Source organism: Atopomonas sediminilitoris, from assembly GCF_022601735.1.
Classification (GTDB): Bacteria; Pseudomonadota; Gammaproteobacteria; order Pseudomonadales; family Pseudomonadaceae; genus Atopomonas; species Atopomonas sediminilitoris.
Genome location: NZ_JAKUMM010000002.1, coordinates 112,883 through 139,181 on the forward strand (window position 1 = coordinate 112,883; position 26,299 = coordinate 139,181).

21 protein-coding genes are annotated in these 26,299 nt (G+C 58.2%); 18 read left to right on the top strand and 3 right to left on the bottom strand.

Features of this window, described 5'->3' with window-relative positions:
* Positions 1-39: 39 nt before the first annotated feature.
* Both MKI83_RS02995 and gshB read right to left on the bottom strand, forming a co-directional pair.
* Positions 40-936, bottom strand: a complete 897-nt coding sequence (locus MKI83_RS02995; RefSeq protein ID WP_241583282.1) for an energy transducer TonB — start codon at positions 934-936, stop codon at positions 40-42.
* Positions 937-1,043: 107 nt separating this feature from the next.
* Positions 1,044-1,997 (bottom strand): glutathione synthase, encoded by a 954-nt coding sequence (gene gshB / locus MKI83_RS03000; protein WP_241583284.1) that lies wholly within the window; start codon positions 1,995-1,997, stop codon positions 1,044-1,046.
* 177 nt (positions 1,998-2,174) lie between these two features.
* Between gshB and pilG the strand changes: the two genes are divergently transcribed.
* The 18 genes from pilG to MKI83_RS03090 all read left to right on the top strand — a co-directional run bounded on the left by pilG (position 2,175) and on the right by MKI83_RS03090 (position 25,495).
* Positions 2,175-2,576, top strand: coding sequence for a twitching motility response regulator PilG (gene pilG, locus MKI83_RS03005; protein WP_241583286.1), 402 nt, complete (start codon positions 2,175-2,177; stop codon positions 2,574-2,576).
* A gap of 46 nt (positions 2,577-2,622) precedes the next feature.
* Positions 2,623-2,988, top strand: a complete 366-nt coding sequence (pilH, locus tag MKI83_RS03010; protein ID WP_241583288.1) for a twitching motility response regulator PilH — start codon at positions 2,623-2,625, stop codon at positions 2,986-2,988.
* A 37-nt stretch (positions 2,989-3,025) separates the two neighbouring features.
* Positions 3,026-3,562 carry a chemotaxis protein CheW gene (locus MKI83_RS03015; protein ID WP_241583289.1) on the top strand — a complete coding sequence of 179 codons (537 nt, stop codon included), beginning with the start codon at positions 3,026-3,028 and terminating at the stop codon, positions 3,560-3,562.
* A gap of 75 nt (positions 3,563-3,637) precedes the next feature.
* Entirely contained in the window at positions 3,638-5,686 is a 2,049-nt protein-coding gene (locus MKI83_RS03020) for a methyl-accepting chemotaxis protein (protein WP_241583672.1), read from the top strand.
* 57 nt (positions 5,687-5,743) lie between these two features.
* Entirely contained in the window at positions 5,744-6,610 is an 867-nt protein-coding gene (locus tag MKI83_RS03025; protein WP_241583290.1) for a CheR family methyltransferase, read from the top strand.
* A gap of 18 nt (positions 6,611-6,628) precedes the next feature.
* Entirely contained in the window at positions 6,629-14,041 is a 7,413-nt protein-coding gene (locus MKI83_RS03030) for an Hpt domain-containing protein (RefSeq protein WP_241583291.1), read from the top strand.
* Positions 14,034-15,044 (top strand): chemotaxis protein CheB, encoded by a 1,011-nt coding sequence (locus tag MKI83_RS03035; protein ID WP_241583292.1) that lies wholly within the window; start codon positions 14,034-14,036, stop codon positions 15,042-15,044. Before MKI83_RS03030 ends, MKI83_RS03035 begins: the two co-directional genes overlap by 8 nt.
* A gap of 11 nt (positions 15,045-15,055) precedes the next feature.
* Positions 15,056-15,535 carry a chemotaxis protein CheW gene (locus tag MKI83_RS03040; RefSeq protein ID WP_241583294.1) on the top strand — a complete coding sequence of 160 codons (480 nt, stop codon included), beginning with the start codon at positions 15,056-15,058 and terminating at the stop codon, positions 15,533-15,535.
* A gap of 133 nt (positions 15,536-15,668) precedes the next feature.
* Positions 15,669-17,672 carry a transketolase gene (tkt, locus tag MKI83_RS03045; RefSeq protein WP_241583295.1) on the top strand — a complete coding sequence of 668 codons (2,004 nt, stop codon included), beginning with the start codon at positions 15,669-15,671 and terminating at the stop codon, positions 17,670-17,672.
* A 57-nt stretch (positions 17,673-17,729) separates the two neighbouring features.
* On the top strand, positions 17,730-18,776 hold the full coding sequence (gene epd, locus MKI83_RS03050) for an erythrose-4-phosphate dehydrogenase (RefSeq protein ID WP_241583296.1): 1,047 nt from the start codon (positions 17,730-17,732) through the stop codon (positions 18,774-18,776).
* Between the two features lie 28 nt (positions 18,777-18,804).
* Positions 18,805-19,971: a phosphoglycerate kinase gene (locus tag MKI83_RS03055; RefSeq protein WP_241583297.1), complete on the top strand. Its 1,167-nt coding sequence runs from the start codon at positions 18,805-18,807 to the stop codon at positions 19,969-19,971.
* A 31-nt stretch (positions 19,972-20,002) separates the two neighbouring features.
* Positions 20,003-20,329, top strand: a complete 327-nt coding sequence (locus MKI83_RS03060; protein ID WP_241583298.1) for an MliC family protein — start codon at positions 20,003-20,005, stop codon at positions 20,327-20,329.
* 47 nt (positions 20,330-20,376) lie between these two features.
* The gene (fba, locus tag MKI83_RS03065) at positions 20,377-21,441 is read left to right on the top strand and encodes a class II fructose-bisphosphate aldolase (protein ID WP_241583299.1); all 1,065 of its coding nucleotides are present in this window, start codon (positions 20,377-20,379) and stop codon (positions 21,439-21,441) included.
* A 131-nt stretch (positions 21,442-21,572) separates the two neighbouring features.
* On the top strand, positions 21,573-22,400 hold the full coding sequence (locus MKI83_RS03070) for a hypothetical protein (protein WP_241583300.1): 828 nt from the start codon (positions 21,573-21,575) through the stop codon (positions 22,398-22,400).
* Positions 22,401-22,525: 125 nt separating this feature from the next.
* Positions 22,526-23,140 carry an FMN-binding negative transcriptional regulator gene (locus MKI83_RS03075; protein WP_272493000.1) on the top strand — a complete coding sequence of 205 codons (615 nt, stop codon included), beginning with the start codon at positions 22,526-22,528 and terminating at the stop codon, positions 23,138-23,140.
* A gap of 8 nt (positions 23,141-23,148) precedes the next feature.
* On the top strand, positions 23,149-23,601 hold the full coding sequence (locus MKI83_RS03080; RefSeq protein ID WP_241583303.1) for a hypothetical protein: 453 nt from the start codon (positions 23,149-23,151) through the stop codon (positions 23,599-23,601).
* A 66-nt stretch (positions 23,602-23,667) separates the two neighbouring features.
* Complete coding sequence (locus MKI83_RS03085) at positions 23,668-24,684, top strand: zinc-binding dehydrogenase (protein WP_241583305.1); 1,017 nt, start codon at positions 23,668-23,670, stop codon at positions 24,682-24,684.
* A 61-nt stretch (positions 24,685-24,745) separates the two neighbouring features.
* Positions 24,746-25,495, top strand: coding sequence for a substrate-binding periplasmic protein (locus MKI83_RS03090; RefSeq protein ID WP_241583307.1), 750 nt, complete (start codon positions 24,746-24,748; stop codon positions 25,493-25,495).
* 4 nt (positions 25,496-25,499) lie between these two features.
* Here MKI83_RS03090 and MKI83_RS03095 read toward each other — a convergent pair whose 3' ends face one another.
* Positions 25,500-26,192, bottom strand: coding sequence for a crotonase/enoyl-CoA hydratase family protein (locus MKI83_RS03095; protein ID WP_241583308.1), 693 nt, complete (start codon positions 26,190-26,192; stop codon positions 25,500-25,502).
* Between the last annotated feature and the right edge of the window lie 107 nt (positions 26,193-26,299).

Sequence of the window (26,299 nt, forward strand, 5' to 3'; positions counted from 1 at the left end):
AGTCCGACTGGCGCTAAGCGGCGTGCGTTTTAGTGCCAGTTAGCGGCTGGAAAGGCGGTCGCCGGACTCAAAGCGCCAGGTGCGAATCACTTCGAGGACGTCGACATCGGCGAGGTCGCCGGTGAACGGTGCAAAAGGTGCGGCGAGGCGCACGATGCGCAGGGCGGCTTGGTCGAGCAGGTCTTTACCGGAGCTTTCCAGTATCGACACTTCGCGCAAGGTGCCGTCACGGTTGATGGCCACCAGCATGCGCAGCTTGCCGTAAATCTTTTGTTGCCGTGCTTGTGAGGGGTAATTTAGGTTGCCGATGCGTTCGACTTTCTTGCGCCAGTCCTCTTTGTACCACGCGCCTTTGTCTTGCATGGTAGAGGCTGCGTTGAGGCGGTGCACACGCGGGCGCTTGGCGTAGAGTTCGCGCTCTTGCGAGAGCTGCGCCTCGAGGCTGGCAATCTCTGCCGATAGCATGCTGGAATCAAACGACGGCGTAGGGCGCTGCGCTGGCTTAGGCTCTGGCTTGGCCGGTTGCGGGGCAACCCGTTGCGGCTGCGGGGCGAGGGTGGTTAAGGCCTTGGCTGGCGTAGGCTCGGTAGCGGCTTGCGGTGCCGGCTTAGGGGGCGCCACTTTGCGAATTTCTTTGTCTTGGAAGGGGGCTTCTTCGGTGGTCTTGGGGGTGGCTTTGTGGTCGAGCGTGCCGCTGCCTTCTTGATTGATCTGCGCGAGGTAGTCGGCTTTGTCAGGCTGCTTCTCGCTCTTGAGGGTGGCCAAGGTGACCTCAAGGGTCTTGCTCAAGGTGTTTGGGTCGGGCAGGTCGAACGATATGCCCAAAATCAGCAGCGCGTGGACGGCGGCCGCGAGAAAGACGGTGAATCCTAGCCGATCAGCGGCCTGAATGGGCGTGGTGGTAGTACTGATTTCGGGAGTCACGGCAGCATTCATCGACGACAGGCTAAAGCAATTGGGCAGCCCGCAGTCTGCCCATCGTGGGGGTAAAAGTCTATGACGCAGCGCGCGCCTTGAGTATCTAGGCGGCGCTGCGACGATGCTTAGCGCTGGTCGAGCAGCGCGGCGAGGCAGTCCATCAGTTGGCCGCCGATGTCGGTTTGGTAGGCGTTGTCGATTTCGCGGATGCAGGTTGGGCTGGTGACATTGATTTCTGTCAGGCAGTCGCCGATCACATCCAAGCCGACAAAAATCAACCCGCGTTTGCGCAGCTCGGGGCCCACAATGCTGGCGATTTCAAGGTCGCGCGGGCTAAGTGGGCGCGCCTCTCCGCGGCCGCCGGCAGCGAGGTTGCCGCGCGTTTCGCCTTGCGCGGGAATGCGGGCGAGACAGTACGGAACAGGCTCGCCGTTGATCATCAAGATGCGCTTGTCGCCTTGAGTGATTTCGGGGATATAACGCTGCGCCATGATCTGTTGCTGGCCATGCAGGGTGAGGGTTTCCAAAATCACGGACAGGTTAGGGTCGCCTTCGCGATGGCGAAAAATGGATGATCCGCCCATGCCATCCAAGGGTTTGAGAATGATGTCACGCTGCTCGCGGGCAAACTCCCGCAGAATGTCTGCCCGCCGACTGATTAAGGTGGTCGGGGTTAGCTCGGGAAAGTGCGTTGCAAAGAATTTTTCATTGCAATCGCGTAGGCTTTGCGGCCGGTTGACCACTAAGCAGCCGCTCTGCTCTGCTTGTTCCAGCAGGTAGGTGGCATAGACAAACTCGTTATCAAACGGTGGGTCTTTGCGCATCAGAATGATGTTCAGCTCGCCTAATGGGCGGTCTTGCTCGTCACCGAGTTGGAACCAAGCTTTAGGGTCGGCGGCGACCTGCAGGGCGCGCATGCGTGCTCGAGCGACGCCGGCACGTTGGTAAAGATCGCCCTGCTCCATGTAATGCAAGTGCCAACCTCGCTGTTGCGCAGCGAGTAACATGGCTAAGGTGCTATCTTTTTTGTAGTTGATGCCGCTGATGGGATCCATCACGACGCCGACGTGGATGCTCATTGAGAGGTCTCCGAGGCTGGTGCGGTGGCAGTGTTGCCGGGCTGGCTTTATAGCTTGCCCAAGGATAGTGTGCTAAAAAAGGGTTTCGCGTGAAGTTTGCCGATGCTTGGCGAGCCGATGTGGCCCAAGGTATAAGAACTTATAAAAGAGTCCTGGCGTAGGTAGGGCCGGAAACTTATGCAAGAGAATGCGCTTAAGGTCATGGTAATCGACGATTCCAAGACGATTCGACGTACCGCTGAAACCCTGCTTAAAAAAGTAGGCTGTGACGTTATTACTGCCGTAGATGGCTTTGATGCCTTGGCAAAAATCGCCGACAGTCACCCTAATATTATTTTTGTCGATATCATGATGCCGCGCCTTGACGGTTATCAGACCTGTGCCTTGATCAAAAACAACAGTGCTTTCAAAGGCACGCCGGTGATCATGCTCTCATCCAAAGATGGTCTGTTCGATAAGGCGAAAGGTCGTATCGTGGGGTCGGATCAATACCTGACCAAACCGTTTAGCAAAGAAGAGTTGCTGGGCGCAATCAAGGCTCATGTGCCTGAATTCGCGCCGGTAGAGCAAGCATCCTAATTGAATGTCAGCGCCGGCTGACCAGTAGTAATTTGTGGGGAAATAAATGGCTCGTATCCTGATCGTTGATGATTCGCCAACTGAGATGTACAAGCTGGCGGCCATGCTTGAGAAGAATGGTCACGAGGTGCTAAAGGCTGAAAACGGCGCCGACGGTGTTGCCTTGGCACGCCAAGAAAAGCCGGACGCTGTGCTGATGGACGTGGTAATGCCGGGCCTGAATGGCTTTCAGGCGACTCGCCAGCTGACCAAGGATCCGGAAACCAGTCATATCCCAGTGGTGATTGTGACCACCAAGGATCAAGAGACCGATAAGGTCTGGGGTAAGCGCCAAGGCGCTAAAGATTACCTGACCAAGCCGGTTGATGAGGCCGTGTTGCTGAACACCCTAAAGGCCGTGCTGGCCGGTTGAGCCTGCACGCCATTAATAACAATAAGATCGGGTCAGCATGACGGGCACTCAATCCCCCTTTTCCCTCCTTGTCGATATCGCCAACCGCTGCCGTTCGCAGGCTGCGGGTCTGCCTGCGCAGAAAGAAGCGGTGCAGACATGGAGCGGCATTGGCTTTCGTTTAGCGGGCCGCTACTTAGTAGCGCCCATGGGCGAAGTCAGCGAGATTTTGCATGAGCCGCGTTTCACCTTGTTGCCTGGCGTTAAAAGCTGGGTGCGCGGGGTGGCTAACGTGCGCGGTCGTCTGCTTCCCATCATCGATTTGTGTGGCTTCTTCGGCCAAGAGTTGACCGGTACGCGCAAGCAGCGCCGGGTGCTCGTGGTTGAGCGTGGCGAATTGTTAGCGGGCTTGATTGTCGATGAGGTGCTGGGAATGCAGCATTTCCCCGTCGATAGCTTTGCTGAAACATTGCCGCCGTTAGAGGCCAGCATTGCGCCTTTTATTCAGGGCGTGTTCCAGTCTGATGTGCCATGGTTGGTGTTTAGCCCTCGAGAGCTAAGCAACGATCAGGCGTTCATGGACGTAGCGGTATAACTACTAATGGTGGGCCGGTTCGCCGGTCTGTAAGTCTTACGGAAGCGTAAAGCGGTAGGCCAGGTGAGGGCCAGACTGATGAAACTTGACGCAGGTAATCTCCTTTCCGGGCTACGTAGCAACACCTTGATTACGGGTTTGTTCGTGATCTTGATCGTATCGATCGTGTTGTTGTTCGCGAACTTTGCCTATTTGAACAAACAGTCGGGCTACGATAAGGAATACATCGGCCACGCCGGTGAGTTGCGCGTACTGTCGCAGCGTATTGCTAAGAACGCCACGGAAGCTGCCGGTGGTACGCAAGAGGCCTTCGCCTTGCTGCGTGATGCCCGTGATGACTTCCAGCGTCGCTGGGACTACCTGACGAAAGGTGATGCGGCCACTGATTTGCCGGCGGCACCAGAAAACCTGACCGGCGAGATGAGCGGGGTAGGTCAAGACTGGGACACCCTGAAGCAGAACGCTGACTCGATTCTGTCTAGCGAGCAAACCGTTATCTCCTTGCACGAAGTGGCCGCGACACTTGCGGAAACCATTCCGCAGCTGCAGGTTGAGTACGAGGAAGTGGTTGAGATTCTGCTCGATGCTGAAGCACCTGCTGATCAGGTCTCGGTGGCGCAGCGTCAATCACTGCTGGCCGAACGTATCTTGGGCTCGGTGAACAAGGTACTTGTGGGTGACGAAGACTCGGTACAAGCGGCCGACAGCTTCGGTCGCGATGCCAGCCTGTTTGGTCGCGTACTGGCCGGTATGATCGAAGGTAATGCCTCGATGGGCATTACTCAGGTAACCGATGAAGACGCTCTCGAGCGTCTGGCAGAAATTTCCGAACTGTTCGAATTCGTCTCCGGTAGCGTTGACGAGATTCTGGAAACCTCGCCGGAACTGTTCCAGGTACGTGAGTCCGCCAACAATATCTTCGGTTTGTCACAAACCCTGTTGGATAAAGCCTCGGTACTGGCGGTGCGTTTCGAAGATTTGGCTAGCGAGCGTACGCTGAACACCTTGGCAGGTTACGTGCTGGGTCTGTTGGCGTTGGCTTCGATTATTGCCATTGGCTTGGTCATGGTGACGGATACCCGTCGTCGTCTGTCCGCATCGGCCGAGCGCAACGAGAAGAACCAGTCAGCCATTTTGCGTCTGCTCGACGAAATTGCTGACCTTGCAGACGGTGACTTGACCACGGAGGCCACGGTAACCGAGGACTTCACAGGTGCCATCGCCGACTCCATTAACTTCACCATTGACCAGCTGCGCGACCTTGTCGGTACGATTAACCTGACGGCGGTATCGGTAGCCAGTTCTGCGCAAGAAACCCAGTCGACGGCGATGCACTTGGCTGAGGCCTCTGAGCACCAAGCGCAAGAAATTGCCGGTGCCTCTGCGGCGATCAACGAGATGGCGGTGTCCATTGACCAGGTATCGGCCAACGCCTCGGAATCAGCGGCGGTAGCGGAGCGGTCGGTTGCGATCGCCAACAAAGGTAACGAAGTTGTACAGAACACTATCTCCGGCATGGATAACATCCGTGAGCAGATCCAAGACACTTCCAAGCGTATTAAGCGCCTCGGTGAGTCGTCGCAGGAGATTGGTGACATCGTTAGCTTGATTAACGACATTGCTGACCAAACCAACATTCTGGCACTTAACGCTGCGATTCAGGCCTCGATGGCCGGTGACGCGGGTCGTGGTTTCGCCGTGGTTGCGGACGAAGTACAGCGACTGGCGGAACGTTCTTCTGCGGCAACGAAGCAGATTGAGGCGCTGGTTAAAACGATTCAGACGGATACCAACGAAGCGGTAATCTCGATGGAACAAACCACCACCGAGGTGGTGCGCGGTGCACGCTTGGCGCAAGACGCCGGTGTGTCGCTGGAAGAAATTGAGAAAGTATCGCGGACCTTGGCGGCATTGATTCAAAACATCTCTAACGCGGCACGCCAACAGGCTTCGTCAGCGGGTCATATTTCCAACACGATGAACGTGATTCAGGAAATTACCTCGCAGACATCAGCCGGTACCACCGCGACTGCGAAAAGCATTGGTAACTTGGCTAAGTTGGCCGGTGACATGCGCAAATCCGTATCCGGCTTCAAGCTGCCGGATGCATCCGACGCCGTTTAAGTGGAGTCGCGCCCAGTGTTGGCTGGGCGCGTATTGCCCTTGAGCGAGGAGCCCTCCGTGCAGTCATCGTCCTGGTCGTTAAAGCCGGCACGCGACCTCTTGCCTAAGCAGTTCCAAGCTTGGCAAGAGTTGTTGGAAAACCGCACGGGCATGGTCCTTGATGAGCGCCGCCGCACATTTTTACTCACCCAACTGAATGCGCGCATGCGCGAACTCGGTCTGGATGATTACGATGCGTACTTGGCGCGTGTAGGCGATGGGCCGCAGGGTGCGGTCGAGTGGGCGCGGTTGTTGGATCGGCTCACAGTGCAGGAGACACGCTTTTTTCGTCACCCTGCCTCGTTCGACTTTCTGAGTGAATACCTGCAAGGCCGCTTAGCGCAGGGCTTAGCAAAACCGCTGCAACTGTGGAGCGTGGGCTGTGCCAGTGGCGACGAGATGTATTCGCTGGCGATTTGTGCAGCCCAAGCCCTGCAAGCGGCGACGCTGGATTTTTCGCACTTTGGGGTGACTGGCACGGACATCAGCGCACAAGCGCTGAAGTTGGCAAGCTCGGGCGAATATCCCGCTGCGCGCCTGAATAACGTACCAGAGCAAGTGCGTGAGCAATATTTTTCCGCTGTGGATGGCGGGCGTTATGCCGTGAAAGAGGCGCTGCGAAGCCGCTGCTGCAATATTCGTTTGAATGTGCTGGAGCTGAACAAAGCGCCGCTTCACAACATGGATGTGATCTTTTGTCAGAACTTGCTGATTTATTTTCGCCGTTGGCGTCGCCGCGACATCCTAAACCGTTTGATTGAGCGCTTAGCGCCGGGCGGCATTATGGTGATTGGCGTGGGCGAGGTAACTGGCTGGCAGCATCCCGATGCTGTCCCGGTCGCCGACGATCGAGTATTGGCTTTCATGCGCCGTAAGGTTGCGTAACCAAGATGTGGAGTCGCTATGGGTGATCGACACGATTATGTCGCCCTGGAGTGGGTCAAAGGCGAAATAGGGGAAACCCTAAAACAAGCTCGCCAGGCCCTCGAAGCCTTTGTCGAAAATCCGCAGGATTCGACCCGTCTGCAATTTGCGCAGAGCTATATCCACCAAGTGGTGGGTACGTTGCAAATGGTCGAGTTCTTTGGTGCAGCGTTGCTGGCTGAAGAAATGGAGCAGCTGGCCGAAGCTTTGGCTGGCAGCACCGTGAGCAACCAAAACGAAGCGCTTGAAGTGCTGATGCAGGCCATTCTGCAGCTGCCGGCTTATCTTGACCGCATCCAAGCGGCGCGCCGTGATTTGCCATTGGTGCTGTTGCCGCTGCTTAACGACATTCGCGCGGCGCGTGGCGATAAGCTGCTGTCGGAAACCAGTTTGTTCTCACCGGATATGGGTGGACAGGCTGACGAGGTCAGCGCTGAGCAATTGGCCGGTCGCAATACTCCAGAAATCCCCGCCTTGTTACGCAAGCTGCGCCAGACCTACCAACTGGCCTTGGTCGGCGTCATGCGTAATCAGGACTTGGTCACTAACTTGAGCTACTTGGCGCGCGTCTTTGCGCGGCTTGAGTCGCTGTGCCAAGACACGCCACTGAATAACTTATGGTCGATTGGCTCGGGTTTAGTCGAAGGCTTGGCCAATGCCAGCATCGCGCAAGGCGCGACGGTGCGTACCTTATTGCGCCAAGTCGACCGTGAACTTAAGCGTTTGGTCGAGCAAGGCGTGGACGGCATGAACCAAGCGGCGCCCGCCGACTTGGTCAAGAACCTGCTGTTTTACATTGCCAAAAGCCCGGCCGCGTCCCCGCGTATCGGTGAGCTAAAGCGCAAGTTCCGTCTTGATGAAGCCTTGCCTGACGATGCGTTAGTGGATCAAGAGCGTGCCAAGCTGGCCGGCCCTGACCGCGATGCCATGCGCTCCGTGGTGACTGCGCTGTGCGAAGAATTGGTGCGGGTAAAAGACAGTCTTGATCTGTTTGTGCGTAGCGATCGCAGCAACCTCGCCGACCTCGATAACTTGCAACTGCCGCTCAAGCAGGTCGCCGATACCTTGGCTGTGCTGGGCTTTACGCAGCCGCGTAAGGTGTTACAAGACCAGCTGGAAGCGCTTAGCGAGTTGGCGCAAAGCAAACATCGTGTCAGCGATGCTGCGCTGATGGATGTGGCCGGTGCGCTGCTGTATGTCGAAGCGACCCTGACCGGCATGGCCGGGCAGAACGATGACGCTATGGATGAAACCAGCGTCATGCCATCGGCCGACATTGCCCAAGTTCACCGCGTGGTGCTCAAAGAAGCCCGTAACGGGTTGGAGCAGGGTAAAGACGCGATCATTGAGTTCATTGCTTCGCAGTGGAATCACGAACACCTAGAGAAAGTTCCGCCGCTGCTGGCGCAAGTGCGCGGCGGCTTGAGCATGATCCCGTTGGATCGTGCCGCTGGTTTGCTGGCAAACGCCAGTCGCTATATTCAAGAGCAATTGTTGGTTAGCCGTGGCGTGCCGAACTGGCAGAGCCTCGATACCCTCGCCGATGCCATCACCGCGATTGAGTACTATCTGGAGCGCTTGGTCGAAGACCAAGGTGCCAGCGGTGAAATGATTCTGGACGTGGCTGCCGAAAGCTTGGCCGCACTGGGTTATCCGCTCGACAGCCCCGCCGAGGCTGCAGAAGAGGTCAGCGAAGAAGCCAGCGAAGAGGTGGCCTTTGCGCCAGAGACTGAAGAAAGCAGTCTGTTCGATGACTACGAGTCCTCAAGCGAAGAAGAGCAGCCTTTAGCAGAGCAAGCGCTCGAGAGCGCCGATGAGTCGCTCGATTTCGCGGCGATTGAAAGTATTGAGGCCGATGAGCTTGGCTTGCCCGCAGAGCCGTTAGACGCAGAACAAACGCTTGCCGCCGATGAGCTGGCGGCGTTAGGCCTAGATGAAGCGGCGGATGAATTGCCGTCGTTTGAAGAAGAGCTGACGCTCACCGCTGAGCCGACCGAGTCTGACGATGTGCTCAGTGATTTGTTGCCTGAGGTCGATGCTGCAAGCGACAACTCGGCGCAAAGCGAAGCGACTGCAGAAGAGGCAGAGCAAGAAACTGGCTTTGAACTTAGCGATGACTTTGCTGAGTTAGACACCATGGATGATCTCGGCAGCTTAGATGAGCTCAGTCTCGATGATCCGGACTTGCCCTTGGTTGAGCTGGACACTGACCCCGTGTGTGCGCCGGCACCGCAGCCTGCAGCCATGAGCATGGCCGAGATCATGGCCGCGCCCGTACAGGCGATCAATCCACCCGCCGGTGAAGTACCGCCCAGTTTATTGCCGCCCGATCCTGACGAAGAGCCCTTTGATGCTGACTTGGTCGAAGTGTTTATCGAAGAGGCGGGTGAGGTGTTGGAAACCATCGGCGAATATTTGCCGCGCTGGCTAGCCAACCAAGACGATAGTGACGCGATGACCGAAGTGCGTCGCGCCTTCCATACCCTCAAAGGCAGCGGTCGCATGGTTCGCGCGCTGATTGTTGGCGAGCTGGCGTGGTCAATCGAAAATCTGCTCAATCGCGTCATCGACCGCAGCGTGTCGCCTGCCGCGCCTGTGCAGCAAGTGATTCAGGATGTCGTTGCGCTGTTGCCAGAGTTGGTCGAAGAGTTTGCCAATAACGCACAACGTCAGCGGGATGATGTTGACCGCTTGGCCGCCACGGCGCATGCCTTGGCGAAAAATCAGCCAGTACCGCAATTTGCCAGTGCCGAAGAGCCAGCTAACGCCGCGCAAGCTAACGCTGCCGAGAGCACTGAGCTCGAGGAAGAAAGCGACTTATCAGCAGAGATTGGCGCGCTAGTGGATGAGCCGCTGGACTTATCTGAATTAGACGCACTGGATCTTGGCGATGACCTCGCCGATGAGCCAAACAGCGCGTTGCCAGAGCAGCCGGACGAACAAGCCGCTGCACCTGACGCCGAGGCGCCTGTTAGCGAACAAGCCCTAGAAGATATGGGGCTCGACCCGCAGTTGCTGGAGATTTTCAGCAACGAGGCCGAAGGTCACCTCGATGATCTGGCCAGCTTCGTGGCGGAGTGCAACGAATTGCTGCCGCGCAGTGTCAATGATGCCCTGCAGCGCTCTTTGCATACGCTCAAGGGTAGCGCCCACATGGCCGGCATTACCCCAGTGGCCGATATTGCCAGTCCGCTGGAGAAGATGGTCAAAGAGTTCAAGAACAGCCTGATCAAGGTTGATCGAGACGTCGCGGATTGCTTGGATGCCAGCGAGCGCATGATGCGCCGTGGCTTGGCGCAGTTGACCACGACACCATTGCAGCCGTTAGAAGGGTGCGATGAGCTGGTCGCGGAAATCCATCGCCTGCATGAGCAGCGCATGCAGCACAGCGAAGCCAACCTTGTCAGCGAAGGCGGCGAGGTGCGTGACCCACAGATGATCAGCATCTTCTTGGCAGAAGGGATGGATATTCTGCTGGATGCCGATGAGCTGTTGGCGCATTGGCAAGCGCATCCGGGCGAGCGCCGTGAACTCAATACCCTGATTAACGAGTTAGAAACCTTAGCGCGTGGCGCTGAGATGGCGGAACTGGAGCCGATTGAGGCGCTATCAGAAGCGCTGCTCGCGGTGTATCAGGGCGTCGATAGCGGTCGAGTGTTGGCGGATGAGGACTTCTTCCGCATCGCCACCGATGCTCACGAACACCTGATTGCGATGATGGATCAAGTGGCCGCCGGTCTTCAGGTAACGCCGCAGCCAGAGCAAGTCTCGGCGCTGCAGCAGTTGCTACAAGACAGTGCGCCGTCGTCAGCGGTCGAAGCTGAAGCCACTGCGCTTGCTAGCGAGCCTGCTGAGCCGGAGCCAGCGCTAGCAATCGACGCGCAAGTGCCAGTCGCTAAAACACAAGCGCCAGCGGATGACCGCATTGAGTTGGGTGATCTTGACATTGAAATGGTCGAGATCTTCCTCGAAGAAGCGCTGGATATCTTAGAAAGCACTGGGCAAAGCCTAGAGCGCTGGCTAGCTGAGCCGAACAACACCAGCGTGTTGGCGGCCTTGCAGCGAGATCTGCACACCCTTAAGGGCGGTGCACGCATGGCGGGCATTGCCCCCATTGGCGATCTTGGCCATGAGCTCGAGACCCTTTACGAAGGCTTAGTGGATGGGCGTTTCCATTACGCGCCAGCGTTAGCCCAGTTGCTGCATGCCTGTCACGACGGTCTAGCGCAGCAGCTCGATCAACTGCAAGCCGCTCAGCCGCTGCGTAATCCGGCACCGCTGATTGCAGCGATTAAAGCCTTTCGCCAAGGCGGCAGTATTGAAACGCTAGAGCAGCCTGAGCTTGAGCTGGATGACGCTGTGGCCGCGGTTGACGTCGATGCACCGGCTGAACTGCCCGCTATCGACGTGGACGAAGAGCCTTTTGCTGAGCTTGAGCATGCTCTTGAGCAAGAGTCGCTATCCAGCGCCTTGCCTGAGATTGAATTAGAAGAGTCATTGGACTTTGCTGCCGAAGCCGAAGCCGAAGCCGAAGCCGAAGCCGAGATTATCGAGCCGGCCCCTGTTAGCGCTGGGTTTGCCGATGATGAGTTGGTGCAAATCTTCCTCGAAGAAGCGTTCGACATCATGGACAGCGCGGGTAACTCCCTGCAGCGCTGGTTAGCTGAAGTCGGTAACACCCTTGAGGTTGAAAGCCTGCAGCGCGATTTGCATACGCTTAAAGGGGGCGCGCGCATGGCTGAAATTGCCCCTGTCGGCGATTTGGCCCATGAGCTGGAGTATCTCTACGAAGGGTTATGCGGCGGTCGCTTCAAGCCGGATCAGGGTCTGTTTACGCTGCTGCATGCATGTCATGACAGCCTGCAAGACATGCTCGAAGCGGTACGTGACGGCCGTGAAGTGGCTGATGGTCATGCCTTGCTTGAGCAAATCCGTCACTACCGTGCCAATCCAGGTAGTCAACAGTCGTCACCGCAGGCGGTCAGTATCAGTCCTGTGGATGAGGCAGAGGCCGATGCTGCGCTCAATGCGGAAGACAGCGAAATTCTCGAGATTTTCCTCGAAGAAGCCGTCGATCTGCTGGATGAGCTGGAAGAAAGTGTTCACCAAGGTGAGCAGGATCTGAATAACGACGCGCCGATCGACACTATTCTGCGCGTGTTGCACACCCTCAAAGGGGGGGCGCGCTTGGCTGGCCAGCGTGAGCTGGGCAACCTGACCCATGATCTTGAGCAGCACTTGATTGAAGGTCAGCGCAACGGTTTACCGCTACCGCGCAGCCTGTATGAAGACACCTTCCATGCCTACCAAGGCATGCGCGCGGCGGTTGATGCGCTGCAGGGGCGCTTGCAGGCATTGCCTGTCGCTGAACCTGAAGCAGTCGTTGAGGTCAGCGATACCCCGTCGGCACCGATGCCGACACCCAGTGCGGCCAACTTGAATGGTTTGTCGCCCTTGATGGTGTCGCCTAACCAGCAAGGCCAGCGTGAAGCCAAGGTGTTGCCGTTCGTGCGCAAAGCGCTGGAGGCGGCCCAGCAGGACGCAGGCCAGCGTGGCCCGCAAGAAATGGTCAAGGTGCCGGCCGAATTGCTCGAGGGCATGGTCAACCTCGCCGGTGAAACTTCGATTTTCCGTGGCCGCGTTGAACAGCAGGTGAGTGACTTCGGTTTCACCTTGAATGAAATGGAAGCCACCATTGAGCGTGTGCGCGACCAGCTGCGCCGTCTGGATACTGAAACGCAGGCACAAATCCTCTCGCGTTACCAAGAGGAAGCCGAGCGCGAAGGCTATGAAGACTTCGACCCGCTGGAAATGGACCGCTACTCTCAGTTGCAGCAGCTTTCGCGCGCACTGTTCGAGTCAGCGTCCGACTTGCACGACTTGAAAGAAACCTTGTCCGGCAAGAGCCGCGATGCGGAAACCTTGCTGGTCCAGCAGGCGCGGGTTAACACCGAGCTGCAAGAAGGCTTGATGCGTACGCGCATGGTGCCGTTTGACCGCTTGATTCCGCGCCTGCGTCGTATCGTGCGCCAAGTGGCGGGTGAACTAGGCAAGCAGGTTGAGTTCCACGTCGGCAACGCCGAAGGGGAAATGGACCGTACGGTGCTGGAACGCATTGTTGCGCCACTCGAGCACATGCTGCGTAACGCCGTCGACCACGGTATCGAAAGCGTCGAGCAGCGTCGCGCCAGCGGTAAAGGTGAAGTGGGTAATATCCGCCTGCACCTGAGCCGTGAAGGTGGCGACATCGTGCTGCACTTAAGCGATGACGGTGCTGGCATTAAGCTCGATGCCGTGCGCCGCAAGGCCATTGATCGTGGCTTGATGGATAACGACTCAGACCTCACCGATCAAGAAGTGCTGCAGTTTATTTTGGAGGCAGGCTTCTCTACCGCCGAAAAAGTCACCCAGATCTCTGGCCGTGGCGTCGGTATGGACGTGGTCAACTCCGAGGTGAAACAGCTCGGCGGTAGCATGCAAATCGCTTCCGAGGTTGGCAAAGGCACGCGCTTTACCATCCGCCTGCCGTTCACCGTGTCGGTCAACCGTGCCTTGATGATTTACGCCGGCGACGACTTGTACGCCATCCCGTTGAATACCATCGAAGGTATCGTGCGCGTTTCGCCCTATGAGCTGGAGGCTTACTACCAGCCCAACGCACCGCGCTTTGAATACGCAGGCCAAGCCTACGAATTAAAGTATCTGGGTAACCTGTTGAACAATGGCCAGCAACCCAAGCTCACAGGGCAAACCTTGCCCTTGCCGGTGGTGCTGGTGCGCTCGGCCGAACATGCCGTGGCGGTGCAGGTAGACTCCTTGGCCGGCTCGCGCGAAATCGTGGTGAAGGCCCTAGGTCCGCAGTTTGGTGGTGTGCACGGTATTTCCGGTGCCACCATCTTGGGTGACGGCCGCGTGGTGGTCATTCTGGACTTGCTGGCGATGATTCGTGTGCTGCACGCTCATTCACAACTGCCGCATCGTCAGGCGCAACTAAGAGCACCAGAGGCTGCGCGCGATGAGCAAACCTTGGTCATGGTGGTCGATGACTCGGTCACCGTGCGTAAGGTCACCAGTCGTCTGTTGGAGCGTAACGGCATGGAAGTCATCACCGCCAAAGACGGTGTTGAAGCCATCGCTATGCTGCAAGACCGCAAGCCTGACGTGATGTTGCTGGATATTGAAATGCCGCGCATGGACGGTTTCGAAGTGGCGACCTTGGTGCGTCACGATGAGCGGCTTAAAGACCTGCCGATCATCATGATCACCTCACGTACCGGCGAGAAGCACCGCGACCGTGCATTGAGCTTGGGCGTCAATCGTTACCTTGGTAAGCCGTATCAAGAGAGCGAGCTGCTCGACACCATCGTTGAGTTGGCGAATGAACATGGCTAATACCGCGATGAGCGCACGGATTGCGGTCATCGCCGACACCTCGCTGCAGCGTCATGTGCTGCAGCAGGCGTTGGCGGCGAACGGTTATGAGGTAGTGCTCAATACCGATCCGGCGCGTTTTGATGAGGTGCAGCTGCAGCAGTGCCAACCTGATTTGTGGTTGGTTGATCTGGTCAAAGACGACGATCGCTTAATTGATCTGCTGCTGGAGCATTCGGAAACGCCGGTGCTGTTTGGTGAAGGCCAAGCTCCGCAACGCAACTCAGAACACTATCCGCGCTGGGAGCGTCGCCTGTTTGGCAAGCTCAAACGTCTGGTGGGTGACCCGACGCGACAGGTCGGCCCCGCGCTGAATGAGCTGCTGGATAGCAACAAGTCCGTAGAGCGGATTGACCTGCCCGCCCACTTGCATGCCAGTGGCGAACAAGTGCAAGAGGTTTGGTTGTTGGCCGCCTCATTGGGCGGTCCTGCTGCGGTGAAAAACTTTCTCGATGCTTTACCGCATGGTTTGCCGGTGGCGTTTATTTACGCTCAGCATATCGACCCCAGTTTTGAAACGCGCTTGCCCCAAGCCGTTGGCCGCCATTCGCAGTGGCCTGTGCGTAATGCCGTGGCCGGGCAACCCTTGCGCGCTGGCGAAGTGGTGGTGGCCAGTATTGAACAAGAAATGAGCTTCGCCGACGATGGTGGCTTGCTGCTGTGTGATCGCCCTTGGCCTGAACCCTACAGCCCGTCGATTGATCAGATGATGCTGAATTTAGCCCAGCACTTTGCCGGCCGTTGCGGCGTGATGGTGTTCAGTGGCATGGGTTGCGATGGCTTGAGTGCGGCCGCCTATGTCGAGCGTCAAGGTGGTGAAATCTGGACGCAAACCGCCGATACCTGCGCTTGCCCGAGCATGCCAGAGTCGCTGCGCGAAGCTGGCCATAGCCGCTTTAACGGCACCCCCCACGAATTAGCCGCCGCCCTTGTGGCGCGCTTGGCTGCCCACGCAGCCGCTTAAGGAGAGACGTCATGCAGTCCCTGACTACAACCCCGGATAGCGATGAAGTCCGCAGCTTAACCGCGTTGTTGTTGCCGCTGACGGATCGCACCCTGATGCTGCCCAACGTTGCCGTGGCGGAATTGATTCCCTACCGTGCGCCGCAAACCAGCGAAGGTTTACCGGAATGGTTCTTGGGTCTGGTTACTTGGCGCGACTTACGCCTGCCCTTGTTGTCGTTTGAGGTCGCCAGCGGCGAGCCGGCGGTAGCGGCCGGTAATCAGGCGCGAATTTTGGTGCTGAACGCCCAAGGTGATCGTCCGCACGTGAAGTTTATTGCCCTCTTGGTGCAAGGTATTCCACGCGCGATGAAAGTCGATAGCGAGCTGAAGGCCGCGGAATTGCCGCTGGCCAAGTATGAGCTGGCCGCCGTGGATGCCGATGGCGTGATGGCGAAAATCCCCGACCTGCTTGGCCTAGAACAACTGCTGGCGGATAACGGCATCGTATAAGCCGCCAGAGGCGCCTCTTATTCGGATGCGGCGTGCTTGTTTTGCGCCATTCGTAGCACAAGAATTGCCCCACCCACCTAAGCTGGGCGACAATAGCGACCTTTTTTCCAGCCGTACGCAGGAGTCGCTGCTAATGCCCAGCCGTCGTGACCGAGCCAATGCCATCCGTGCCCTCAGCATGGATGCCGTGCAGAAAGCCAACAGTGGCCACCCGGGTGCCCCCATGGGCATGGCGGACATCGCCGAAGTGCTGTGGTGTGACCACATGAAGCACAACCCGCAAAACCCACAGTGGGCTGATCGTGACCGCTTCGTGCTGTCCAACGGTCACGGCTCGATGTTGATCTACTCCTTGCTGCACCTCACCGGCTACGACCTGTCGATCAGTGATCTGCAGAACTTCCGTCAGCTGCACAGCAAAACCCCAGGTCATCCTGAGTACGGTTATACCCCAGGCGTCGAGACCACCACCGGCCCTCTGGGGCAAGGTATCGCCAATGCTGTGGGCTTTGCTTTGGCGGAAAAAGTGCTGGCCGCTCAGTTCAACCGTGACGGCCACGCGATTGTCGACCATCACACCTACGCCTTCTTGGGCGACGGCTGCATGATGGAAGGCATCAGCCACGAAGTGTGCTCGCTGGCGGGTACTTTGGGCTTAGGTAAGCTGATTGCCTTCTACGACGACAACGGCATCTCCATCGACGGTGAAGTGCACGGCTGGTTTACCGATGACACGCCGGCGCGTTTCGAAGCCTACGGCTGGCAAGTGATTCGCAATGTGGATGGCCACGACGCCGAAGAAATCAACATGGCGATTGAAACCGCCCGCGCGACCAGCGACAAACCCACGCTGATTTGCTGCAAAACCGTGATCGGTTTTGGCTCGCCCAACAAGGGCGGCAAAGAGGAATGCCACGGCGCGCCGCTGGGCGCTGACGAGATCGCCCTGACCCGCGCGCAGCTGGGCTGGGAACATGGCCCGTTTGAAATTCCTGCTGACATCTATGCCGAGTGGGATGCTAAAGCCGCCGGTGCTGAGCGTGAAGCCGCGTGGAATGAGCAACTGGCCGCCTACCGTGCCGCCTACCCTGAGCTGGCTGCTGAGTTTGAGCGCCGCGTGATCAAGGGCGAGCTGCCGGCAGATTTCAGCGCCAAAGCGCAAGCGTATGTGGAAGACGTGCTGGCCAAAGGAGAAACCATTGCCAGCCGTAAGGCGAGCCAAAACGCATTGAATGCCTTTGGCCCGTTGCTGCCAGAGTTGCTTGGCGGCTCGGCCGACCTGGCTGGCTCCAACCTGACTTTGTGGAAAGGCTGCCAAGGTGTTGGCGCTGCAGATGCCTCCGGCAACTACATGTTCTATGGTGTGCGCGAGTTCGGTATGAGCGCCATCATGAACGGCGTGGCCTTGCACGGCGGTTTCATTCCTTACGGCGCGACTTTCCTGATCTTCATGGAATACGCGCGCAACGCCGTGCGTATGTCGGCGTTGATGAAGCAACAAGTGCTGTATGTGTTTACCCACGACTCGATTGGTCTGGGTGAAGACGGCCCAACACACCAGCCGATCGAGCAGATGGCCAGCCTGCGTGGCACGCCGAACCTGCAGATGTGGCGTCCGTGTGATGCGGTCGAATCCGCCGTGGCTTGGAAGACCGCCATTGAACACCGGGATGGTCCAAGCGCGTTGATCTTCAGTCGCCAGAATCTGCCGCACCAAAGCCGTGATGCACAGCAAGTGGCGGATATCGCCCGCGGTGGTTACGTGCTGCAAGATTGCGCCGGCGAGCCTGAGCTGATCTTGATCGCCACCGGCTCCGAAGTCGGCTTGGCGATGCAGGCAGCCAATGCGCTGACCGAGCAAGGTCGTGCGGTGCGCGTGGTGTCGATGCCATCCACCAACGTGTTCGATGCTCAAGATGCCGCCTATAAGCAATCGGTGCTGCCTATCGAAGTCGGTGCGCGTATTGCTATCGAAGCTGCCCATGCAGACTTCTGGTACAAGTACGTGGGCTTAGACGGCCGCATCATCGGCATGACCACCTTTGGTGAGTCGGCGCCGGCGGCGCAGTTGTTTGAAACCTTCGGCTTTACTGTCGACAACGTGCTGGCAGTCGCTGGCGAGTTGCTCGAAGACTAAACCGGCACGGGCGCTCGCCGGCTGTGCCGGTGGGCGCCGCAGCAGCGCGAGAGCAGCATGGCGAAACGCCCTTACCGCATTGCCCTCAATGGTTACGGCCGGATCGGTCGTTGCGTGCTGCGCGCCGTGCATGAGCGCGGCGCACCCGCCGATCTGCATATCGTTGCGCTCAATGACGTGGCCGATTTGGCCAGCATTGCCTACCTCACCCAGTTTGATTCGACCCACGGTCGCTTTCCGGCCGAAGTGAGTGCGCGTGCAGGCCGTCTGTGCATTGCCGATCAGGCGATTGAGGTGTTCTGCGCTGCCGAGCCAGAAGCGCTGGATTGGGCTGCGCTTGATCTGGACCTGCTGATCGAGTGCTCCGGTCGCTACACCACACGCCTTGAGGCGCAGCGTTTTTTGCACGCGGGTGTGCCGCGCGTGTTGTTTTCGCAGCCGATGGCCAGCGAGGCCGATGTCGATGCGACGGTGGTCTACGGCGTTAACCAGCAGCAACTCAGCGGCAACGAGCGTTTGGTGTCCAACGCCAGCTGCACCACCAATTGCAGCGTGCCACTGCTGCGTTTGCTGGATGAAGCGCTGGGCGTTGAGTACGTGTCGATCACCACGATTCATTCGGCGATGAACGATCAGCCGGTCATCGACGCCTATCACGACAGCGACTTGCGCCGCACCCGCTCGGCTTTCCAATCAGTGATTCCGGTATCAACCGGCTTGGCGCGCGGCATTGAGCGTGTGCTGCCTGAGTTGGCTGGGCGCATTCAAGCCAAAGCGGTACGGGTGCCGACGGTGAATGTCTCGGCGCTGGATATCACCCTGCAAGTGGCGCGCGATACCAGTGCGGCTGAGGTTAATCAGCTGCTGCAACAAGCCGCGCAGGGCGCTTATCGTGGCTTGCTGGCGTATACCGAGTTGCCGCACGCCTCGTGCGATTTTAATCATGATCCGCATTCGGCCATCGTCGATGGCAGTCAAACTCGCGTCGCCGGTACGCGGCTGGTGAACGTGCTGGCCTGGTTTGATAACGAATGGGGTTTTGCTCAACGGCTGTTGGACAGCGCTGGCCATTGGCTGGCGCAAGTGTCGAGCAGCCACTCTTGATCGTGTTTGTGTAAAGGAAGAAGTCTCCATGCCCGTGTTGAAGATGACCGATTTGGACCTGCGCGGTAAGCGTGTGCTGATCCGTGAAGACCTGAACGTGCCGGTTAAAAATGGCAAAGTAAGCAGCGACGCACGCATCGTGGCGGCTCTGCCTACCATCAAGCTGGCGCTGGAAGCCGGTGCCAAAGTGATGGTGATGTCGCACTTAGGTCGCCCTGAAGAAGGCGTGTTTGACCAAGAAAGTTCGCTCAAGCCGGTGGCCGATTATTTGAGTGAAGCGCTGTCGCGTGACGTGCCGCTGCTGCGTGACTGGCTGGACGCCGAGCTGAGCCTCAAAGATGGCGAGCTGGTGCTGTTTGAAAACGTGCGCTTTAACAAGGGCGAGAAGAAAAACACCGATGAGCTGGCGCAGAAGATGGCCGCGCTGTGCGACATCTATGTGATGGACGCCTTCGGCACCGCGCACCGCGCGCAAGCCTCCACCCACGGCGTGGCCAAGTTTGCCGCTGTCGCCTGTGCCGGCCCCTTGTTGGCGGCGGAGTTGGACGCCTTGGGCAAGGCGCTGGGTAATCCGGCACGCCCGATGGCGGCGATTGTTGCCGGCTCCAAGGTGTCGACTAAGCTGGACGTGCTCAACAGCTTGGCCAGCATTTGCGATCAGCTGATTGTCGGTGGTGGCATTGCCAATACCTTCTTGGCGGCGGCGGGTTACAACGTTGGTAAGTCGTTGCATGAAGCTGACTTGCTCGATACCGCCAAAGACATCGCCAGCAAGGTCAGCGTGCCGCTGCCGGTGGACGTGGTAGTGGCCAAAGAGTTTGCTGAAAGCGCCACCGCGACCGTTAAGTTGATCGCCGATGTGGCGGACGACGACATGATCCTCGACATCGGCCCGCAAACCGCCGTGCAGTTTGCTGAGCTGCTGAAAAGCTCAAAAACCGTGCTGTGGAATGGCCCGGTTGGCGTGTTCGAATTCGACCAATTTGGCGAAGGCACTAAAGCCTTGGCGTTGGCGATTGCCGGCAGCGATGCCTTCTCGATTGCTGGCGGTGGCGACACCTTGGCCGCGATTGATAAGTACGGTGTCAGCGAGCGTATTTCTTACATCTCCACCGGCGGTGGTGCTTTCCTTGAGTTTGTTGAAGGCAAGGCCCTGCCCGCCGTTGAGATTCTGCAAGCGCGCGCTAAAGGCTAAGCTTGGCTGACGTCTGAGTAGGGGTTGGCTGATGCGTAAGCTCTGTGTGGTCACGCTGTGTCTAGGCTTAGCGGCATGCGCGAGCTCGCCGCAGCACGGCAGTGGCGACGCTGCTACTGCGTGGCAGCACTGGCAATGCGCCGGTGGCGAGCGCTTTAGCTGGCGCCTTGCCAAGGCGCAGGCCGATACGGTTGAGCTGAAGCTCGACGCGCTGCGCTTTGACTTGCCGCGCCAGCCAACCGGCTCGGGTATGCTGTACAGCGATGGTACTTTGGTGTTTCACGCCAAGGGCGAGCAAGGGCTGCTGTACTGGGCCGCTGATGATGAATTAGTCGGGCGCGATTGCCGCGCTCGTTGAGTGTTTTGCACTCACTGTGTGTTTAACGAATTGCCTGGGAGAGAACCATGGCCCTGATTTCAATGCGCCAGATGCTGGATCACGCTGCCGAGTTTGGTTACGGCGTGCCGGCGTTTAACGTCAACAACCTAGAACAGATGCGCGCCATCATGGAAGCGGCTGACAAGACCGACTCTCCGGTGATCGTGCAAGCCTCGGCCGGTGCGCGTAAGTACGCCGGTGCACCTTTCTTGCGGCACCTGATTTTGGCGGCGATTGAAGAGTTTCCGCACATCCCGGTGTGTATGCACCAAGATCACGGCACCAGCCCTGATGTGTGCCAGCGCTCGATTCAGCTGGGCTTTAGCTCGGTGATGATGGACGGCTCGCTGGGCACCGACGGCAAAACCCCCACCGATTACGAGTACAACGTACGCGTCACCCAACAGACCGTGGCCATGGCCCACGCTTGCGGTGTGTCGGTCGAGGGTGAGCTGGGCTGCTTGGGCAGTCTTGAAACCGGCATGGCCGGTGAAGAAGACGGTGTAGGTGCCGAAGGCGTACTGGATCACAGCCAGATGCTGACCGACCCCGAAGAAGCCGCGGACTTCGTCAAAAAGACCCAAGTGGATGCGCTGGCTATCGCCATCGGCACCAGTCATGGCGCGTACAAGTTCACCAAGCCGCCGACCGGCGACATCTTGGCGATCGACCGCATCAAGGCGATTCATGCGCGTATCCCCAACACCCACTTGGTGATGCACGGCTCGTCTTCTGTGCCACAAGAGTGGTTGGCGATCATCAACCAGTACGGCGGCGACATCAAAGAAACCTACGGCGTGCCGGTGGAAGAAATCGTTGAAGGCATTAAGCACGGCGTGCGTAAGGTCAACATCGATACCGACCTGCGTTTGGCCTCGACCGGCGCGATGCGTCGGATGATGGCTGAGCACCCCAGCGAGTTCGATCCGCGTAAGTTCTTTGCCAAAACCGTCGAAGCGATGCGTGATATTTGTATCGCGCGCTACGAAGCCTTCGGTACCGCCGGCAATGCCTCGAAGATCAAACCGATCTCGTTGGACGGCATGTTTGCGCGTTACGCCAATGGCGAGCTAGAACAGCAAGTGAAGTAACCCCCACAAGGCCCTGCAACCGCGGGGCCTTGTTTTATCCAGTGCAGCAAACCCAGCCTAACAATGGGGCTGCACGGCCGTCGCGCGCCAGAGCGACGTTTACCCACGATCTCGCAGATAAGGAGAACAACATGCGGCAGTGGTTAACTCAGGCATTGAGCCTCAGTGTATTAGTGACAATCGCCGGTTGCGCGCAGCAGCCCATCAGCCAAGGCACGCCTTACAGCGGCACGCAGCCAGCCGCCAGTGTGGCCGGCGTGGCTAAGGTGCCCGTCGAGCCACAGCGTTGCGCCGATGAGGTGGATTGCCAGCTCAAGCGCTTACGCACCGTGGTGTTTCTGGGCGATGTGGCCCGCGCCGGCGGCCCACGCTTGGTGCGTCAAGGCGAGGGCATGGTGACGCCAGCGGGCGGCATGGTCGATGGCTGGCCGCAGTTGCGGGTGGATTTTCCGCGCGATGTGCAGGGTGAGTTTGTTCTGCACGCCGAATGCCCCGGTGAGCATTGCCGCTTTGATGCGGCGACCTTGCAGCGGGTCTATCGCAGTCATTTGGCCGGCCAGCCGCAGCGCCTAAAAGAAGTCGCTTGCAAGGCACCGGGCGCGCAGCACCGTTTGATCGGCCGTTGGTACGAAGAACGCGAGCTGGATGGCAAGCAGGTCAAACAGTTGCTGGCCTTGAATACGGATGGTCGTTTTCAGCTGGACTACCAAGTGCATAGCGAAGATGCCGTTGATGTTGGCCAAGAGATCGGTTGTTGGAGCCAGCAAGGGGATGCGCAAGTGCTGGAAACCACCGAAGTCAGTGGGCGCCCCGTGTATTACCGCGACAGTTATCGCCTGCGCGAGCAACGCGGTGACCGCTTAGTACTGGAAAAAGCCGATGGCAGCCTCAGCAGCGCCCGCCGCGTGCACGCGGGCTTCCAGTTGCAAGAGCCGGAAGGGCCAGTGGTTAACTTTTAACCGCGCTAACAACACAGCGCGTGCCTTGGGCGGCGCGCGCTGTTGCGGCTTTTCTGCCGGTGACTGTCGTGCCGCCCATCATGCAGGCTGTGTTATCAAGACGGCTCGCTGACTGAGAGACGCTGATGTTTATTCCTTCTGGTTTTGACATGCCTGATCACGAAGCGAAGCTGCAGTTTATCGAGCAGTGGAGCTTTGCCGTGCTAACCAGTCCCGACCTGCAAGCCACGCACTTGCCGCTGCTGTTGGTGCGCGACGAGGGTCAATGTGGTGTGCTTTACGGGCACATGGCCAGAGCCAATCCGCAGTGGCAAAGCGCTCAAGGGCAACGCGTAGTGGCGGTGTTTAGTGGCCCGCACAGCTATATCTCACCCACGTGGTATGCCGCCGGGCCGGCGGTGCCAACTTGGAATTACGTCGCCGTGCACGCCTATGGTGTGCTTGAGTGCTTAGAGGCCGCGCAAACCCTGGATGTAGTGCAGCGGCTTACCGCGCATTACGAGCCAGCCTTGGCGGCTAACACCACCTTGCTGGCGCCTGATTATGTGGCCAAGCTTAATCGCGCGATTGTGGGTTTTCGTATCGAGCTGGATTCGCTGCAAGGGCAAGCGAAGCTGGGGCAGCAACGCAGTGCGGCTGATCAAGCAGGCGTGTTTGCTGCGTTGCAGCAGAGCGCAGAGCTCGATAGCCAAGCCTTGGCGGCTTACATGCAAGCGCATCAGCTCGGCATGGGGCAGTAGGACGCCTAATGGTTGCGCTTACTCGTATCGTGTTGAGCGCTTTTGCCGCCATGTGCTTGGCTGCGTGCGCGAGCAGTGGTGTGCCCCCAGCGCTTGGCCAAGACGCCGCTGCTTGGTCGCAACTGCGCCAGCAGGTAGGCCACTTTAATGGCGGTGAATGGCGCGCGGATGTCGATCAATGGCAAGGCAAGAAGCACCAACTGATGAACCGTTTGCTCGCCTACAGTTGGGGGCAGCGGCTTAACCCGTCACAACTGCTCGCCGTATGGGGTGAGCCCGATCGACGCATCACGGCACAGCAGCCCGAATATGCTGATCTGTTGCGCATGACCGAATGGCAAGGTCAGCCAGCGGGAGTGCTGTGGATATATGACTGGCGTGGCCAGCATGATCAGCTGATCTTCGCGCTAGATGAGACGGGCGATTTACGTGCGGCTGGCTGGATGATGGTCTGGGAGTGATTCGATAGTTTGACATTTATCGAATTAAAGTCTTGAATCGTCATTCCCAGCCAGCAGGAGTGAATGATGCGCCGTTTAATTGTGCCGCGTGCCGGCAAACCCGAAGTGTTGCAGCTAGAAACCGTCGCAGACTTACAGCCTGCGGCCGGTGAGGTGCGCGTGCGCGTGCGTGCCGCTGGGCTTAACTTTGCCGATGTCATGGCGCGGCAAGGCTTATACCCAGATGCGCCGCCATTTCCGACTTGTTTGGGGTATGAGTTTGCCGGCGAAGTGGACGCCCTCGGCGCTGGCGTAGAGGCCAGTTGGCTCGGGCGGCGAGTGTTTGGTTTAAGCCGCTTTAATGCACAGGCCGAACAAGTCTGCGTGCCGCTGGCGCAGGTGTTTGCGATGCCCGCCACGCTGGATTTTGCCCAAGCGGCGGCTATCCCGGTCAACTACTTAACCGCATGGCAGTTGCTGGTGGTGATGGGCAGCTTGCAAGCCGATGAAACCGTGCTGATCCATAACATCGGCGGCGGCGTAGGGTTGGCGGCGCTGCAAATTGCCAAGCAGCGAGGCGCCCGTGTGCTGGGTACGGCCAGCGGGGGCAAGCATGCGGCGCTTAAAGCCATGGGGGTCGACGGCTTGATCGATTACCGCCAAGGGCCGTGGGAGCCCGAGCTGGCCAAGCTGACCGAGGGTCGCGGCGTCGAGCTGATCATCGACCCGATCGGTGGCAGTCACCTCAAGCGCAGCCTGAAAGCACTGCGTTCCACCGGCCGCGTTGGTACTTTTGGCATCTCGGCCGCTACGCAGTCCGGGGCATGGGGCAAGCTTAAACTGCTGGGCACAGTGCTGGGCATGCCGTGGCTGCACCCTGTCGGTTTGATGGAACACAACCGTGGCGCGTTCGGCGTGAACATGGGCCATCTGTGGCACGAAACGGCCAAAGTGCGGATCTGGATGCAAGCTTTATTGGACGGCGTCGAAGCCGGTTGGCTCAAGCCGCATGTGCACGCGCAGTTCGCGCTGGATGAGGCGGCACAAGCTCACCAATGCCTGGAGCAGCGGCAGAATCTAGGCAAGGTGGTGTTGTTGCCGTAAAGGCTTAGGTTTGTTTACTGGCTATAATTGCCTTACTTGCAAGTTTGCTTCTGAGGCGAGTATGCGCAGTTTCGGTTGGCTTTTTCTGTTGGCGATGTCGAGTGTTGTAGCCGGTGAATATGAGGCAGATATAGCCATTGGAGAGTGGCCGCCATTTATCGGTAGTGCATTGCCCGGTTATGGCCCTGTCGTTCAGGTGATTAATGAAGCCTATGCAGAGGTTGGGGTGAGAACCCGCTTGGGTTTCTATCCGTGGAAGCGTTCTTTACAAATGGCGCGACAGGGTAAATGGCTTGCGACAGCCGTATGGGGGCTTACACCAAAACGTGAGCGTGCGTTTTATTACTCCAGAGTTGTTTTTTCGGATGAGCTAGTGCTGGTCACGCGGAGCAGTTGGCCCGTTCAGGTGAGTAGCTTGGGCAGGGACTACGAACTGCTTTGTAATAAGCGTATTGCAGTCGCATTGGGCTCTGAAGTTTTAGAGGACGTGCAGCAGTTACAAGCACAAGGCTGTTTGACGCTGATCTCTGTGCCTGATGAGTCGACAGGTTTGGAGATGATTCTAAAGAAGCGAGTGGACGCGCTGTATGTTAATCGTCGGAGTGCGGTGCAGGCATTAGAGGGTTTGAGTCTTGAGCAGCAGCAAGCTCTGCGCATTGGGCAAGCCATAGGTCGCTGGGATTATTACGTGTTGTTTAGTCGAGCACGTGAAGATGGCAATCGTTTGCGCGATTTATTTGATGCGGGGCTTAATAAGCTAGAGGAGCGAGGGCGTCTACAGGAGCTCTTGGAGCCCCTGCAGCCCAATTAAAATCTTACTGCAGCTTGTGCGTGCGGTCAGACTCGATGGCCGCATCCAGCGTGGCCAAGAAATCTGCGCGTGCTTTGAGTTTGGTTTGCTTGTGCGCGCGCATGTTGAGCTTTTTCATCGCCATGGCGGCAGCCATGGCGGTGTCGAGCAGGGCTTCAGGCGCGACCACTTTGTCGAGGAAGCCGGCAGTTACCGCATCGTGCGGGTTAAACATTTCGGCGTTGATCACCGAGCGATGGAAGGCGGGGATAGTCAAGCGACCGCGCGCCAGCTCAATACCCACATTGTGCATGGTCATGCCAATAGCCACTTCGTTCAGGCCGATCTGGAATGGGCCTTCAACACCGATACGGTAGTCCGCTGATAGCAGCAGGAATGCACCTTTAGCCACGGCGTGGCCAGGGCAGGCAACGATGATCGGGTAGGGGTGCGCAAGCATGCGGCGGGCCAATGTTGAGCCGGCGGTGACCAAGCCAATGGCGGCTTCCATGCTGGTTTGCATCACTTTAAGGTCGTAACCGCCAGACAGAATGCCCGGTTTGCCGGTTAAGACAACCACGGCCTTGTCAGCTTCGGCTTGGTCTAGCGCGGCGTTTAGCGCTTCGATAACAGCGTGCGACACGGCATTCACTTTGCCGTTGTCTAGGCTCAGCACGGCGACGCCGTCTTGCAATTGGTAACCGACTAACTCGCTCATAGGGCACCTCGTGTGGAGAGCGTTCAAAACCCTTGGAGTTTAATCAGCCAAAATGTGACTGGCCAGAGTTGATTGGTGCTGTTGTGTAAGCGCGATTGCGCAGGCGG

What these genes read in the sequence shown, in the direction of transcription:
- MKI83_RS02995 (WP_241583282.1), bottom strand. Translation starts at nt 936, where the DNA reads ATGAATGCTGCCGTGACTCCCGAAATCAGTACTACCACCACGCCCATT.
- gshB (WP_241583284.1), bottom strand. Translation starts at nt 1,997, where the DNA reads ATGAGCATCCACGTCGGCGTCGTGATGGATCCCATCAGCGGCATCAAC.
- pilG (WP_241583286.1), top strand. Translation starts at nt 2,175, where the DNA reads ATGCAAGAGAATGCGCTTAAGGTCATGGTAATCGACGATTCCAAGACG.
- pilH (WP_241583288.1), top strand. Translation starts at nt 2,623, where the DNA reads ATGGCTCGTATCCTGATCGTTGATGATTCGCCAACTGAGATGTACAAG.
- MKI83_RS03015 (WP_241583289.1), top strand. Translation starts at nt 3,026, where the DNA reads ATGACGGGCACTCAATCCCCCTTTTCCCTCCTTGTCGATATCGCCAAC.
- MKI83_RS03030 (WP_241583291.1), top strand. Translation starts at nt 6,629, where the DNA reads ATGGGTGATCGACACGATTATGTCGCCCTGGAGTGGGTCAAAGGCGAA.
- MKI83_RS03035 (WP_241583292.1), top strand. Translation starts at nt 14,034, where the DNA reads ATGGCTAATACCGCGATGAGCGCACGGATTGCGGTCATCGCCGACACC.
- MKI83_RS03040 (WP_241583294.1), top strand. Translation starts at nt 15,056, where the DNA reads ATGCAGTCCCTGACTACAACCCCGGATAGCGATGAAGTCCGCAGCTTA.
- tkt (WP_241583295.1), top strand. Translation starts at nt 15,669, where the DNA reads ATGCCCAGCCGTCGTGACCGAGCCAATGCCATCCGTGCCCTCAGCATG.
- epd (WP_241583296.1), top strand. Translation starts at nt 17,730, where the DNA reads ATGGCGAAACGCCCTTACCGCATTGCCCTCAATGGTTACGGCCGGATC.
- MKI83_RS03055 (WP_241583297.1), top strand. Translation starts at nt 18,805, where the DNA reads ATGCCCGTGTTGAAGATGACCGATTTGGACCTGCGCGGTAAGCGTGTG.
- MKI83_RS03060 (WP_241583298.1), top strand. Translation starts at nt 20,003, where the DNA reads ATGCGTAAGCTCTGTGTGGTCACGCTGTGTCTAGGCTTAGCGGCATGC.
- fba (WP_241583299.1), top strand. Translation starts at nt 20,377, where the DNA reads ATGGCCCTGATTTCAATGCGCCAGATGCTGGATCACGCTGCCGAGTTT.
- MKI83_RS03070 (WP_241583300.1), top strand. Translation starts at nt 21,573, where the DNA reads ATGCGGCAGTGGTTAACTCAGGCATTGAGCCTCAGTGTATTAGTGACA.
- MKI83_RS03075 (WP_272493000.1), top strand. Translation starts at nt 22,526, where the DNA reads ATGTTTATTCCTTCTGGTTTTGACATGCCTGATCACGAAGCGAAGCTG.
- MKI83_RS03080 (WP_241583303.1), top strand. Translation starts at nt 23,149, where the DNA reads ATGGTTGCGCTTACTCGTATCGTGTTGAGCGCTTTTGCCGCCATGTGC.
- MKI83_RS03085 (WP_241583305.1), top strand. Translation starts at nt 23,668, where the DNA reads ATGCGCCGTTTAATTGTGCCGCGTGCCGGCAAACCCGAAGTGTTGCAG.
- MKI83_RS03090 (WP_241583307.1), top strand. Translation starts at nt 24,746, where the DNA reads ATGCGCAGTTTCGGTTGGCTTTTTCTGTTGGCGATGTCGAGTGTTGTA.
- MKI83_RS03095 (WP_241583308.1), bottom strand. Translation starts at nt 26,192, where the DNA reads ATGAGCGAGTTAGTCGGTTACCAATTGCAAGACGGCGTCGCCGTGCTG.